At 68.8% G+C, this 13,509-nt stretch carries 11 protein-coding genes; 7 read left to right on the forward strand and 4 right to left on the reverse strand.

Annotated features, from left to right (window positions below; translation table 11 throughout):
- Positions 1 to 47 precede the first annotated feature (47 nt).
- Both ACWPOB_RS16075 and ACWPOB_RS16080 read right to left on the reverse strand, forming a co-directional pair.
- On the reverse strand, positions 48 to 1,874 hold the full coding sequence (locus tag ACWPOB_RS16075) for a sigma-54-dependent Fis family transcriptional regulator (RefSeq protein WP_455401435.1): 1,827 nt from the start codon (positions 1,872 to 1,874) through the stop codon (positions 48 to 50).
- Between the two features lie 10 nt (positions 1,875 to 1,884).
- Positions 1,885 to 2,943, reverse strand: coding sequence for an alcohol dehydrogenase (locus ACWPOB_RS16080; protein WP_100055618.1), 1,059 nt, complete (start codon positions 2,941 to 2,943; stop codon positions 1,885 to 1,887).
- Positions 2,944 to 3,241: 298 nt separating this feature from the next.
- Between ACWPOB_RS16080 and ACWPOB_RS16085 the strand changes: the two genes are divergently transcribed.
- Genes ACWPOB_RS16085 through ACWPOB_RS16095 form a run of 3 tightly spaced genes read left to right on the forward strand, consistent with a single transcriptional unit; the run spans position 3,242 to position 7,268 of the window.
- A complete protein-coding gene (locus ACWPOB_RS16085; protein ID WP_455401436.1) occupies positions 3,242 to 4,174 on the forward strand; it encodes an alpha/beta hydrolase in 933 nt (310 codons plus the stop codon).
- 43 nt (positions 4,175 to 4,217) lie between these two features.
- Complete coding sequence (locus ACWPOB_RS16090) at positions 4,218 to 5,840, forward strand: flavin-containing monooxygenase (RefSeq protein ID WP_100055616.1); 1,623 nt, start codon at positions 4,218 to 4,220, stop codon at positions 5,838 to 5,840.
- A 45-nt stretch (positions 5,841 to 5,885) separates the two neighbouring features.
- Positions 5,886 to 7,268, forward strand: coding sequence for an NAD-dependent succinate-semialdehyde dehydrogenase (locus tag ACWPOB_RS16095; RefSeq protein WP_455401437.1), 1,383 nt, complete (start codon positions 5,886 to 5,888; stop codon positions 7,266 to 7,268).
- 77 nt (positions 7,269 to 7,345) lie between these two features.
- On the opposite strand, the gene ACWPOB_RS16100 is transcribed toward ACWPOB_RS16095, so the two are convergent.
- Entirely contained in the window at positions 7,346 to 8,311 is a 966-nt protein-coding gene (locus ACWPOB_RS16100) for an intradiol ring-cleavage dioxygenase (protein WP_455401438.1), read from the reverse strand.
- Positions 8,312 to 8,521: 210 nt separating this feature from the next.
- Between ACWPOB_RS16100 and ACWPOB_RS16105 the strand changes: the two genes are divergently transcribed.
- Positions 8,522 to 8,719: a DUF4177 domain-containing protein gene (locus tag ACWPOB_RS16105; protein WP_006935226.1), complete on the forward strand. Its 198-nt coding sequence runs from the start codon at positions 8,522 to 8,524 to the stop codon at positions 8,717 to 8,719.
- Positions 8,720 to 8,729: 10 nt separating this feature from the next.
- Here ACWPOB_RS16105 and ACWPOB_RS16110 read toward each other — a convergent pair whose 3' ends face one another.
- Positions 8,730 to 9,335 carry a TetR/AcrR family transcriptional regulator gene (locus ACWPOB_RS16110; RefSeq protein WP_100055615.1) on the reverse strand — a complete coding sequence of 202 codons (606 nt, stop codon included), beginning with the start codon at positions 9,333 to 9,335 and terminating at the stop codon, positions 8,730 to 8,732.
- 190 nt (positions 9,336 to 9,525) lie between these two features.
- Here ACWPOB_RS16110 and ACWPOB_RS16115 point away from each other — a divergent pair, with 190 nt between their 5' ends.
- The 3 genes from ACWPOB_RS16115 to fadD1 are packed head-to-tail and all read left to right on the forward strand — an operon-like array spanning position 9,526 to position 13,458.
- A complete protein-coding gene (locus ACWPOB_RS16115) occupies positions 9,526 to 10,848 on the forward strand; it encodes a flavin-containing monooxygenase (RefSeq protein WP_100055614.1) in 1,323 nt (440 codons plus the stop codon).
- Positions 10,849 to 10,887: 39 nt separating this feature from the next.
- A complete protein-coding gene (locus tag ACWPOB_RS16120) occupies positions 10,888 to 11,850 on the forward strand; it encodes an alpha/beta hydrolase (protein ID WP_455401439.1) in 963 nt (320 codons plus the stop codon).
- A gap of 3 nt (positions 11,851 to 11,853) precedes the next feature.
- Positions 11,854 to 13,458, forward strand: a complete 1,605-nt coding sequence (gene fadD1 / locus ACWPOB_RS16125) for a fatty-acid--CoA ligase FadD1 (protein WP_455401440.1) — start codon at positions 11,854 to 11,856, stop codon at positions 13,456 to 13,458.
- Positions 13,459 to 13,509: the final 51 nt, after the last annotated feature.

Below are 13,509 nucleotides of genomic sequence, written 5' to 3' on the forward strand. Positions count from 1 at the left end.
AATCGTTGCGCTGCAGATTAATTCGGTCGGAGAACGGCTGCCGGAGGTCATGGACCGGGAGCGATCATTCGTTCGTCGGCATCGATCTTCAGGGACCGCATCTTGCGGTAGAGCGTCGTGCGGCCGATTCCCAGGATCTCCGCAGCGCGGGACCTGTTTCCCCCGGCTTCCCGCAGCGCGCCGTCGATCGCATCGCGCTCGGCCTGCTCGTAGCGGCTCAGGGAGGGCCTGCGCGTCTGGCGCATCGCGATCGGCAAGTCCTGGGTCTGGATCAGGCCGCCGCGGGCCACCTGTGGCAGGTCGGTGAGGAGCCGGGTCAGCTCGGCTACGTTGCCCGGCCAAGGCCAGGCCAACAGGCATTGGAGCGCGGCGGGGGAGAACCGCGGTGCCGGCGCGCCCGGGTAGAGCCCGGCAGCGACCTCGCGCACGACAGCCGGTAGCTCGCCGCGAAGCTCCGCGAGCGAGGGGATGCGTACCGCTGCCGAGGCGGCGTCGGCACCGTCTGGGGGGCTGCCCGTGTCGTCGGTGCATTCGGTGAGAACGACCCGGGCACCCCGATCGACACCGGGGCGCGGAAGCCGCGCGAAGTCCCCGAGGCGCCTGCGCAGCTCGTCGGAGAGGCTTCCGTCTCCGGCGACGACGATCCCGCGCCCCTCGCGCAACGCGGCGTCACCGTCGGCCCAGAACGTGCCGTCCGGGGCAAGGTCGCGGACGGTGAAGAGCTCGGGCTCCTGTCCGGTGCGTTGTCGCAGCCACTTCGAGGCCTGGTGGCGCTTGCCGACGCCGGGGGCTCCGGCCACGCGCACGAGTCCGTTCGCGGCGGCGGCAGTGGTGAACTGCCGTTGGACAACCTCGTACGGCGACTGCTGAGGCCGAGGAGAGGCCGCGCCGGCCCGGAGGAGAGGCACGGTCCCACTGCCCGATTCGGAGACCACGGCATCCTGCTCGGATGACGCGGCACCGGCCGGCGTCAGGAACTCCAGCGCGAAGATGGCGTCCTGACCGCCGCGGCCGAGGCGCCGCACCATGGCCTCGGTGCCGAGCATGGGCAACTCGAGCTTCAGTGAATCGTCGTCCCAGTGGTGGAGGCGCAGCTTCTCCCACAGGACGGCGTGGGACTCTGCGTCGAGGTGGGCGAGGGAGGGCAGATCCGTCATGACAGTTTCCGAGTTCATGACCAGGACCGGACGCCGGGAGGAGCGGAAACAACGGTAGGCGCGCGCCAATTCGAGGTCCCGGGAATCGGCCATGTGCTCGAGCGCCTCGGCGATCTGGTGCCCGGCCTGCCGGACCATGGCGACCATCAACGGGCTGGCGACGTCGATGTGCGAGGCGAGGGAGAGCGAACCGACGATCCGGCCGGTGATGGGGTGCTTGATAGGAGCGCCCGCGCATGCCAGCCGGGCGAGGGCGTCGTTGAAATGTTCGTTGCCGCGGACGAATACGACGTCGCGCGCCTCGATGGGAGTGCCGAGTCCGTTCGTGCCCAGGGTGCGTTCGGAGAAGTCGAACCCCTCCGCTGCGTTGGCCCGGTCCAGCAGCCGCCCGTCCTGGGCGTCGACGATGCGGCGGGACACGATGCGGCCGTCCTCGTCGGCCAGGAAGAGAGTCATCCGCGAGTCCGTGAGGTTGGTCTGCCACTGGTCGAGGATCCGACCCGCAGCACGCAGGATGGCGGTGTCCGGGTCGATCTCGCCCAGAATGTGGGGTTCGGCCCCAGGGTCGACGCGGTGGGAGACCGAGCGGCGCCAGCTCTGCTCGATCTCCTTCGCGACGAGGGAGGCGGGCACGGAAGCCCGAACCAGGCCCTGCTCGACCAGCCGTGCGCGGGCGCTCCGCACCTCGTCCTCGCGATGTGGTCCATCCACCGGCATCACCCCATTGTCAAGCCGTCAAGACGATACGTCCAGCAACGCCACCGGCGGTCAGGTCATCCAAGGCCTGGGATACCGCGGCCGCCGACAGCGGCCGTTCCACAACAGGGATGTGGGGCAGTTCCCCGCGTTGCGCCAACCGCACCAGCTCCTGCATCTGGGCGAGGGTTCCCACGAAGCTGCCCTCGATGCGGATCATGCGCAGAGCCAGCAGTGCGGTCGGGATGGTGACTTCGCCGCCGAAGAGGCCGACCTGGATCATGATCCCCGCCTTGGCCAGTACCTCGAAAGCCACCGCGGCCGTGACGCCGTTGTTGACGAAGTCGATCACGGCGCTGGCCGGCCCACCGGCCGTGCGGCGGATGTCGTCGGCCCCGCTGCCGGGCCCGGAGAGGACTGTGCTCGAGGCGCCCATGTCCTGCGCCAGGGTGAGGTTCCGTTCGGCAACATCGACGGCACAGATGTTGCGGTGGCCCCGCGAACGGAGGATCGCGATTGCGGTGAGGCCGAGTCCTCCTGCGCCGAAGACGACGACGGGCTCGTCCGGCTCGAGGGGGAGGACCTTGTCCACGGCGCTGTATGCGGTGAGGCCGGAGCAGGCCAGGGTGGCGGCCCAGCTCGGGTCGAGGCCGTCGATGTCCACGAGGTACTTCTCGTCGGGCACGAGGATGTATTCGGCGTAGCCGCCGTGGCGGGCCACGCCCAGATTCTTTCCGGCGGCACAACGGTTGTCGTGGCCTTCACGACACTGGCGACATTCGCCGCACCCGATCCACGGGTAGATCAGCCGCACGTCGCCCACCCGAACCGACTCGACGCCGTCGCCCACCTTCTCCACGACCCCGACCACTTCGTGGCCGAGCACCATCGGGTATTCGATACCGCGGGCTTTCATGCTCATCATTCCGCGGCTGCCCAGGTCGTACCCGCCAGCACGCAGGTGGGTATCGGTGTGGCAGACACCGGCCCGCACGACCTTCAGCAGCACTTGCCGGCCCTCGGGGCTCGGGGTCGGAACTTCCAGGTCGTGGATGGTGGTGTCATCGGGCTGGACGGCGAATACACGCATCGGGAGAGCGCTCCGTTCGAAAGTCTGAGGCGATCAGGTATCCCTTCATCATGTCCAACTCGGTGTGAAGCATCCAATACCAAATCCGGTGCTGATTAGGTGGCATCGGAGTATCAATGCGCCACGACGCCGACTGTTTCACATTGGAACAGCTGTGGGCTGGAACACCACTCTACCTTTGAATTCAGGCGCCGTGGCGATCATCACATCGAGTGGTCGCAGCCGGAGGGAACACAACCCGGACGCGGCACCCACTCATCCCACCCGGAACAGGCTCGACATCACCGAAGGACGACCCATGACCAACATCTCCGAAACTCCCAGCACCGCTCCTGGCGGCGCCGCGAGCCCGGATGTGCTGCGCGACCTCTACGCCGACTGGTCCGAGATCATGGCAGCGACACCGGACCTGTCCATGCGCCTGTTCCGTTCCATGTTCGACGAGTGGCATCAGCCGACCGTCGAGCCGGAGGGCGTGACCTACCGCGAGGACACCGTAGGCGGAGTCCCGGGCATCTGGTGCCTGCCGGAGGGGGCGGACAAGTCCAAGGTGCTTCTGTACACGCACGGCGGCGGATTCGCCGTCGGCTCGGCCGCCAGCCACCGCAAGCTCGCCGGCCACGTCGCCAAGGCCCTCGGCGCCGTCAGCTTCGTGCTGGACTACCGCCGCGCCCCCGAGTTCCAGCACCCCGCCCAGATCGAGGACGGTGTGGCCGCCTTCGACGCGCTCGTCGCATCCGGCATCGCCCCGCAGGACATCACCACCGTCGGTGATTCCGCCGGCGGAAACCTCGCCATCGCCATCGCGCTGGCGCTCCGGGAGCAGGGCAAGCAGGGTCCGGGCACTGTCATCGCCTTCTCGCCGTGGCTCGACATGGAGAACAAGGGCGAGACCCTCGCCACCAACAACGACACCGATGCCCTCATCACCCCGGAACTGCTCGAAGGCATGATCGCCGGCGTCCTCGGGGACACGATCGACCCGAAGACTCCACTGGCGAACCCGCTGTACGCGGACTTCACCGGGTTCCCCCGGCTGTACATCACGGCCGGCAGCGTCGAGTCGCTCCTCGACAACGCCACCCGCTTGGAGAAGCTCGCCGCGTCGGCCGGTGTCGACGTCACCTTGTCCATCGGTGAGGGCCAGCAGCATGTGTACCCGTTCCTGGCCGGGCGCTCCGCCCTCGTCGACGACGAGTTCGCGAAGCTTGCCGCCTGGTACCAGAAGTAACCCCAAACTTTCTCTCTCCGAACTGAATGCCTGAGGATTCACCATGACCGCACAGACCATCCACACCGTCGACGCCGTCGTCATCGGCGCCGGATTCGGCGGCATCTACGCCGTCCACAAGCTGCACCACGAACTCGGCCTGACCACCGTCGGTTTCGACAAGGCAGACGGCCCCGGCGGCACCTGGTACTGGAACCGCTACCCGGGTGCCCTCTCCGACACGGAGAGCCACCTCTACCGCTTCTCCTTCGATCGCGACCTGCTGCAGGAGAGCACCTGGAAGACCACGTACATCACTCAGCCCGAGATCCTCGAGTATCTGGAGGACGTCGTCGACCGGTTCGATCTGCGCCGCCACTTCAAGTTCGGTACCGAGGTCACCTCGGCGCTCTACCTGGACGACGAGAACCTGTGGGAGGTCACTACCGATCACGGCGAGGTCTACCGCGCCAAGTACGTCGTCAACGCCGTGGGTCTGCTCTCCGCCATCAACTTCCCGAACCTGCCCGGCCTGGACACGTTCGAGGGCGAAACCATCCACACCGCCGCCTGGCCCGAGGGCAAGAGCCTCGCCGGCCGCCGTGTCGGTGTCATCGGTACCGGTTCCACCGGCCAGCAGGTCATCACGTCGCTGGCGCCGGAGGTCGAGCACCTCACCGTGTTCGTCCGGACCCCGCAGTACTCGGTGCCGGTCGGCAACCGCCCCGTCACCACGGAGCAGATCGCCGAGATCAAGGCCGACTACGACCGGATCTGGGAGCGTGCCAAGAACTCCGCGGTGGCCTTCGGCTTCGAGGAGTCCACCCTGCCGGCCATGTCCGTCTCGGAGGAGGAGCGCAACCGGATCTTCCAGGAGGCCTGGGACCACGGCGGCGGCTTCCGCTTCATGTTCGGCACTTTCGGTGACATCGCCACCGACGAGGCCGCCAACGAAGCCGCTGCGTCGTTCATCCGCGCCAAGGTCGCCGAGATCATCGAGGACCCGGAGACCGCTCGCAAGCTGATGCCCACGGGTCTGTTCGCCAAGCGTCCGCTGTGCGACAGCGGCTACTACGAGGTGTACAACCGGCCGAACGTGGAGGCCGTCGCCATCAAGGAGAACCCCATCCGTGAGGTCACCGCCAAGGGTGTGGTGACCGAGGACGGCGTCCTGCACGAGCTGGACGTGCTCGTCTTCGCCACCGGCTTCGACGCGGTGGACGGCAACTACCGTCGCATGGAGATCCGCGGCCGGGACGGCCTGCACATCAACGACCACTGGGACGGCCAGCCGACCAGCTACCTGGGCGTCTCCACGGCGAACTTCCCCAACTGGTTCATGGTGCTGGGCCCCAACGGTCCGTTCACGAACCTGCCGCCGACCATCGAGACGCAGGTCGAGTGGATCAGCGACACGGTCGCGTACGCCGAGCGCAACGGGGTGCGGGCGATCGAGCCCACGCCGGAGGCCGAGGCCGAATGGACCGAGACCTGCACCGAGATCGCGAACGCCACGCTGTTCACCAAGGGCGATTCGTGGATCTTCGGCGCGAACATCCCGGGCAAGAAGCCGAGCGTACTGTTCTATCTGGGCGGCCTGCGCAACTACCGTGCCGTCCTGGCCGATGTCACGGACGCCGGATACCGGGGCTTCGACGTGAAGTCCGCCGAGATGGTCACGGTCTGACGCTCATCCCCGGCCGCCCTTTTCACAATCTGACAGGAGAACCCCATGGGTGTGTACACCACCACCGATCCGGCCACTGGGGAAGAGGTCGCGCAGTACCCGGAGATCTCGGACGCCCAGTTGGACGAGCTCATCGGACGCAGCGCTGCAGCTTATCGTTCCTGGCGCACCACGCCGTTGGAGCAGCGACGGGCGGTTCTCGCCCGGGCCGCCGAGATCCACCGGGAGCAGGCCGACGAGCTGGCCGCGCTCCTCACCCTGGAAATGGGCAAGCCGATCACCCAGGCCAAGGGCGAGGTGGCACTGGTGGCCTCGATCTACCAGTACTACGCGGACCACGCGGAGGAGTTCATGGCGGATGAGCCCCTCGACATCGCCGGATCAGGTACCGCGGTCGTGCGCACCGAGGCGATCGGCCCGCTCGTAGGGGTCATGCCGTGGAACTACCCCTACTACCAGGTGGCCCGCTTCGCTGCCCCCAACATCGCCCTGGGCAACACGATCATCCTCAAGCACGCGCGGAACTGCCCGCAGTCCGCGCTCGCGATCGAGCGGGTCCTGACCGAGGCCGGGTTGCCTGACGGTGTGTACCTCAACGCGTTCATTTCCTCCGCCCAGGTCGCGGCGGCCATTGCGGATCCGCGTATCCAGGGTGTTTCGCTCACCGGATCCGAGAAGGCCGGTTCCGCCGTCGGTGAGGTCGCCGGCCGGCACATGAAGAAGTGTGTGCTGGAACTCGGCGGCTCCGACCCGTTCATCGTGCTCGGCGACGCCGATGTCGACGCGGCGGCCTCTGCCGCCGTCGTCGGCCGGCTCGGTAACGGCGGGCAGGCCTGCACGGCGTCGAAGCGCTTCCTCGTGGAGGAACCCGTGTACGACGAGTTCGTTCGGAAATTCCTCGACGGAATGACCGCCTGGCAGCCCAGCGACCCGGCCAGCCCCGAGACGAAGCTCGGACCGTTGTCTTCACACTCGGCAGTCGACGAACTGGACGAGCTGGTGCAAGATGCCGTCTCCCACGGCGCCGAGGTTCTGACCGGTGGGGACCGGCCGGACGAGAAGGGTGCCTACTATCCGCCCACCGTCCTGGTCGGCGTCACTCCCGAGATGCGCGCCTACCACGAGGAGCTCTTCGGCCCGGTGGCGGTCGTTCACCGCGTCGGTTCTCTCGACGAGGCGATCGAGGCGGCCAACGATTCACCCTTCGGTCTCTCGTCCAGCGTGTTCACGTCGGACCCGCAGAAGGCCGACCGCGTGGCCGAGGAGCTCGAGACCGGCATGGTGTGGATCAACAGCACCAGCAAGAGTTCGCCGGACCTGCCGTTCGGCGGCGTCAAGCGTTCCGGCGTCGGCCGCGAGCTGGCCCGGTTCGGCTTCAACGAGTTTGCCAACAAGAAGCTCGTGAGAAACCCCGGGGGGAAGAAGTAGCCGAGCGCGTCGACGGCAAGACTGCCGTGCGCCCGAGGGTGCAGTGCGGTCGCTGACGAAGGTGGAGTGAGCGACCGTCACTGCCCGGGCGGCGGACCTGCCGGTCGGCCGCCCGCGGGGCCGCCCCCCATCCCGCCCTGCGGCGGCGCATCGGACTGGATGTTTGCGGACTTCTCGGCGACACCGACCGTGATGTCGACGGCGTAGCCGCTGTCGATGCTGCCGGTGACGGTCGCGAGTTCGGCGTCCCAGCCGTCGCCGAAGACGTTGTCGGAGTCGAGGCTGATCTGCGCCAGGTTGCGGGTGCTCTGCGCGTATCCGTCGACGCCGGCGTACACCGTCTCGCACACGTCCTGGGGGAGGGCGATCTGCGAGGTCAGCCGCGCGTTGTCGCCGGCGACGGCGACCTCGAGGGAGTCGTACACCTCGAAGTGGATGTGCGGCCAGCGCCCCGAGTAGCAGGCCGGGAAGATCGAGGTGAACGAGACGGTGCCGTCGGCGTCGGCGACCTGCACGCCGCGCAGGTAGTTCTGGTCCGTCAGACCGTCGCTGTAGAGGGAGTACTGCCCGTCGCGGTCGCAGTGCCACAGGTAGACGGCCATGCCCTGGCCGGGGCTGCAGCCGGCGGCGAGATCCTGCAGGTGCAAGGTGATGGTGGTCGGCACGCCCTCGGCGGTGCCGGTGTAGTCACCGAAGCTGATGGTGATGTCCTTGCGGACGATTCCCGACTCGATCAGGACATTGGGGCCGTTCGATCCGTCGCCGGGGTACGGGCCGGCCGTCTCCTGTGGTGCGGCGGCGACGCACTCGCCCGCGGCGGTCGCGGAGGTCGTCGAAGCGGCGGTGGTGGTGGCCGACGCGGACGCCGAGGTGGACGTCGACCCGCCCGTCGAGCACGCAGCGAGGGCCGCGGTGCCGGCCGCGCCGAAGACGGCCAGCATCTGCCGGCGCGACAGCATCGTCCTCATGTCGTGGGCCAGGCCCAGGTCGTGCTCGTGGAGTTCGGGGTCGGTGGGAACGCGACGCGCCCGGCGTGAACTCATTGCGGTGTCCTCTCGGCTCGGTTCGGTGAGTTTCACGCTACGAAGGGAAGCTTGGGAAACACCGGACGGATGCTGGGGACTTGCTGGCAGCCGGGCGCGGGTGGATCCGTCCTTCGGTCGTCGAGCCCGGCTCGCGCCGGGCGGGCGCGGGTAGGATGCGAAAGGTCGGCGCTCCCGCCGATTCCCGATCGCCACGACATGAGGGATGCGATGTACTCGTACAAGGTTGTCGAGGTCCGCGAGAAGATGCTCGGCGGGAAGATGTCCGGTGACAAGCTCGAGGATCTGCTCAACGAGCACGCCCGGCAGGGGTGGCGCCTGAAGGCGATCACCTCCGCCGAGATCAAGGGCCGCGTCGGCCCGGGCGGGGTCGAGGGATTGCTCGTCACCTTCGAACGCGAGGGCTGACGGGCGCCGATCAGCGCGGCGCGTGGGGTGACAGGCCCGCGAGCACGTAGCGCCGCACGTAGCGCAGCACGGCGTCGTCGTTGTCGGGGTCGAGGGTGTTGCCGGGCACCGTGGCGAGGCTGATGAGCGAGCGCGCCACCCACTCGGCGGCCTCGACGGGATCGACGTCGTCGCGGACCTCCCCGCGTTCGATCGCCGCGACGACGAACTCGAGCCAGAACGCCGCGAGGTCGGGAACGAGTTCGCGCACCCCTGCGCCGGCGCACGCCTCGAACTCCTCGGGCTCGGCGGCGCGCAGCCGGAGGGGGAGCGCTCCCGGATCGTCGTAGGTGGCCCGGCCGATCCGGACGCCGGCCGCGAGCTGCTCGGCGACGGAGCCGTACCCGGCGAGCGCCGCTCGGGCGGCGGTCCAGTACGCGTCGTCGAGCCGGACGATCACGCTGCCGACCAGGCTCGCCTTGTCCGGGAAGTGCCGGTACAGCCAGGCCCGGGACACACCGGCCTCCTCTGCCACCTCGGCCATCGTGGTTGCCCGGATTCCCTTGGCGCGCAACGATTCTTCGGTCGCGGCGAGCAGCCGCTCGCGGACGCTTCCGGGTTTGGTCTCGGTGGGCACGCGCTGTTCCTCTCGGCTCGCGGACCGCGCGGCCCGCGAGCCGACCCTACGCGGAGTAGACACTTTCCGGAATGTGTATACACCCGCGGTGAACATGTTCTACATTGTGGTCGTCGTCACCGGACGCGCTCGCGCCGGAGATCGGACCGGCTCACCGGGTGGCCGGAACCTGCACACGAGGAGCTGCGACATGCCGGCACCGACCACCGCCGTCATCGGCGCGGGAATCAGCGGTCTGACCGCAGGCAAGATGCTCGGGGACTACGGCGTGCCCTACACGTGCTTCGAGTCGTCGGACCGGATCGGCGGCAACTGGGCGTTCGGCAACCCCAACGGGCACAGCAGCGCCTACCGCTCGCTGCACATCGACACGTCGAAGCATCAGCTCTCGTTCAAGGACTTCCCGATGCCGGAGTCCTTCCCCGACTTCCCGCATCACACCCAGATCAAGCAGTACCTCGACGGATACGCCGCGGCCTTCGACCTCGAGTCGCGGATCGAGTTCCGCAACGGTGTCGTGCATGCCCGCCGGAACGCGGACGGCCGGTGGGAACTCGACACCGAGGACGGGCGTACCCGGTACTTCGACTTCCTCGTCGTGGCGAACGGCCACCACTGGGATCCACGGATCCCGGACTTTCCGGGCGAGTTCACCGGCACGTCCCTCCACTCGCACCAGTACATCGATCCGCGCACGCCGATCGACTTCTCGGACAAGCGCATTCTCGTCGTCGGGATCGGCAACAGTGCCGCCGACATCGCGGTGGAGCTGTCGTCGAAGGCACTCGGCAACGAGGTCACCCTGTCCACCCGCTCGAGCGCCTGGATCGTGCCGAAGTACATCGCGGGCCGTCCGGCCGACAAGTACTACCGGACCAGCCCCCACCTTCCGCTCTCCTGGCAGCGCAAGCTCGCCCAGCTCGGTCAGCCCGTCATCGCCGGGCGTCCCGAGCGGTACGGCCTGCCCACGCCCAACCACAAGTTCTTCGAGGCCCACCCCACCCAGTCGGTGGAACTGCCACTGCGCCTCGGTTCCGGCGACGTCGTCGCCAAGCCCGACATCCGCCTGCTCGACGGCGCGACGGTGCACTTCGAGGACGGCACCTCGTCGGAGTTCGACGTCGTCGTCTACGCCACCGGCTACAACATCACCTTTCCGTTCTTCGACGAGGACTTCGTCAGCGCGCCCGGCAACCACATCCCGCTCTACAAGCGGATCTTCAAGCCCGGCCTCGACAACCTCGCCTTCGTCGGGTTCGCACAGGCCACGCCCACCCTGTTCCCGTTCGTCGAATGCCAGGCCCGGCTCGTCGCGGCCCACGTGATCGGCCGGTACCGGCCGCCGCCGGTCGACGAGATGGAGCGGGTGATCGAGGCCGATCAGCGCAAGTACACCGGGCACATGCTCGACCGGCCCCGGCACACCCAGCAGGTCGACTACTTCCTCTACGAACACGACCTGCGGGTGCACGAACTGCCTGCGGGCAGGAAACGTGCCCTCACGCACCGGTAGTCGCGTTCGTCCGACCGCCCTCCCCGAGAAGGTACCCGAATGACATACCGACACCACACCTTCCGATCCGGCGACGACCGCTGCGACGCCTGGCACTTCCCCGGCCGGGGCGAGGCGTTCGCCGGCGACGACGGCCGCCCGGTCGTCGTGATGGCGCACGGCCTCGGCGGCACCAAGGACTCCGGCCTGCAGGCGTTCGCGGAGCGGCTCGCCGCGGCCGGTCTCGACGTCCTCGCCTTCGACTACCGGGGATTCGGCGAATCCGGTGGTGCGCCGCGTCAGCGGGTCGACCTGCGCGGCCAGGCAGACGACTACCGGGCCGCCCTGTGCGCCGCCGCCCGGCTCGACGGCGCCGACCCGAATCGTCTGATCCTGTGGGGTGTGTCGCTGTCGGGAGGACACGTGCTCTCGGTGGGGGCGCGCCGCCCGGACGTCGCCGCCGTCGTCGCCCTCACACCGTTGGTCGACGGTCCCGCCGCGGGCCTGCTGGCGGCCCGGCACCATTCGACGCTGTCGATGCTGCGGTCCACGGCAACCGGAACCCGCAGCCGTGTCGCGGTCCTGCGGGGCCGCCCACCCGTGACGATTCCGATCGTGGGCCGTCCCGGCGAGACCGCGGCACTGACCCTGGACGGGTATTTCGAGGACTACACGATCCTCGCCGGCCCGACGTGGCGCAACGAGATCGACGCGAGCGTCGCGCTCGAGCTCGGCACCTACCGTCCGGGCAAGGACGCCGCCGGACTGCGGTGCCCGCTACTCGTCCAGATCGCGGACTTCGACCGCAGCGCACCGCCGCACGCCGCCGCGGTCGCCGCCGCTCGGGGGCGGGCCGAGGTCCGCCACTATCCGTGCGACCACTTCGACGTCTGGCCGGGGCACGAGTGGTTCGATGCCGCGGTCGCCCATCAGATCTCGTTCCTGTCCCGGCATCTCGGTGCCGGGAGTCCGGCCGCCGGGATTCCCCGGCCCGACGATGCCGCCCCCACGACGACGAGGTAGACCATGGCAGAGACCGTCCAGCAAGCCCTGCGCGAGCGATGCGACCAGGACACCACCGCGGTCGTGTACGGCGACCACACGTGGACGTGGCGCGAGCACCTCGGCCGCGCGTCCGCCCAGGCCGCGGCCCTGCTGGGCGTGGCGGACCCGGACCGCCCGATGCACGTGGGCACCCTGCTCGGCAACACCCCCGACATGCTCGAAGCCATGGCGGCGGCCGGACTCGGCGGATACGTCCTGTGCGGCATCAACACCACCCGCCGCGGCGACGGCCTGGCCCGCGACATCCGGCGCGCCGACTGCCAGATCGTCGTCACCGACCCGGAACACCGGCCGCTGCTGGACGGGCTCGAGCTGCCGGGGGTGCGGATCCTCGACACGTCGTCGCGGGAGTGGGCCGATCTGCTCGCCGGCGCCGGTGCCCTCCGGCCATACCGCGAGGTCGGGGCCATGGACACCCTCATGATGATCTTCACGTCGGGCACGAGCGGCGATCCGAAACCGGTCCGCGTCGCACACCTGATGGTGCTGTTCGCGGGACAGAACCTCATCGGCCGGTTCGGCATCACCGGCGCCGACGTCTGCTATCTGTCGATGCCGCTGTTCCATTCCAACGCCGTCCTCGCCGGTTGGAGCGTGGGCATCGGCAGCGGCGCGGCCATGTCCCCGGCCGCCTTCTCGGCGTCCCGGTTCCTCGACGACATCCGCCGCTGCGGCGCCACGTACATGAATTACGTCGGCAAGCCTCTCGCCTACGTGCTCGCGACCCCCGAACGCCCCGACGACCGGGACAACCCGCTGCGTGTGGCGTTCGGCAACGAGGCCACCGACCGCGACATCGAGGAGTTCGCGCGCCGGTTCGACTGCACGGTGTGGGACGGCTTCGGCTCCACCGAGAACGCCGTCATCGTCACCCGCGAACCGGGTACGCCGCGCGGGTCGATCGGCAAGGGACTCGACGGCGTCGCCGTCTACAACCCCGCCACCGTCACCGAATGCCCCGCCGCGGAGTTCGACGCCATCGGCGCCCTGATCAACGCGGACGAGGCGATCGGCGAACTGGTCAACACCCACGGCGCGGGGTTCTTCTCCGGGTACTACAACGACCAGGAGGCCACCGACGAACGGCTCCGGCACGGCATGTTCTGGTCCGGCGACCTCGCGTACAAGGACGCCGACGGATGGATCTACCTGGCCGGCCGCACCGCGGACTGGATGCGGGTCGACGGCGAGAACCTCGCCACCGCCCCCATCGAACGGATCCTGCAGCGCCTGCCCGCCCTGAACCGCGTCGCCGTCTACGCGGTGCCGGACGAGCACGTCGGCGACCAGGTGATGGCTGCGATGGTGCTGCAGGACGACGCCGAACTCACCCCCGAGATGTTCGAGGAGTTCCTCGCCGCCCAGCCCGACCTGTCGCCGAAGGCGTGGCCGCGGTACGTGCGGATCGCCGCGGACCTGCCCAGCACCGCCACGAACAAGATCCTCAAACGCGAACTGGCGCAGCAGGGCCCGACCCCCGGCGACGGCGTGCTGTGGACCCGCCGCGACCGTCGCGCGCTGGGCGCGGGGACGGGGGAGGGGTGCCGCTTCGTCGCGACCCGATGACCCGGCGGGTACGCCGTTCGCGGGGGTCTCGCTGAGCGGGATCTCGCCTGG

The sequence above is a fragment of the Rhodococcus sp. 2H158 genome (assembly GCF_053764755.1).

Excerpts from the sequence above, each read along its gene's own strand:
- ACWPOB_RS16075 (WP_455401435.1), bottom strand. The coding sequence starts at position 1,874 with ATGCCGGTGGATGGACCACATCGCGAGGACGAGGTGCGGAGCGCCCGC.
- ACWPOB_RS16080 (WP_100055618.1), bottom strand. The coding sequence starts at position 2,943 with ATGCGTGTATTCGCCGTCCAGCCCGATGACACCACCATCCACGACCTG.
- ACWPOB_RS16085 (WP_455401436.1), top strand. The coding sequence starts at position 3,242 with ATGACCAACATCTCCGAAACTCCCAGCACCGCTCCTGGCGGCGCCGCG.
- ACWPOB_RS16090 (WP_100055616.1), top strand. The coding sequence starts at position 4,218 with ATGACCGCACAGACCATCCACACCGTCGACGCCGTCGTCATCGGCGCC.
- ACWPOB_RS16095 (WP_455401437.1), top strand. The coding sequence starts at position 5,886 with ATGGGTGTGTACACCACCACCGATCCGGCCACTGGGGAAGAGGTCGCG.
- ACWPOB_RS16100 (WP_455401438.1), bottom strand. The coding sequence starts at position 8,311 with ATGAGTTCACGCCGGGCGCGTCGCGTTCCCACCGACCCCGAACTCCAC.
- ACWPOB_RS16105 (WP_006935226.1), top strand. The coding sequence starts at position 8,522 with ATGTACTCGTACAAGGTTGTCGAGGTCCGCGAGAAGATGCTCGGCGGG.
- ACWPOB_RS16115 (WP_100055614.1), top strand. The coding sequence starts at position 9,526 with ATGCCGGCACCGACCACCGCCGTCATCGGCGCGGGAATCAGCGGTCTG.
- ACWPOB_RS16120 (WP_455401439.1), top strand. The coding sequence starts at position 10,888 with ATGACATACCGACACCACACCTTCCGATCCGGCGACGACCGCTGCGAC.
- fadD1 (WP_455401440.1), top strand. The coding sequence starts at position 11,854 with ATGGCAGAGACCGTCCAGCAAGCCCTGCGCGAGCGATGCGACCAGGAC.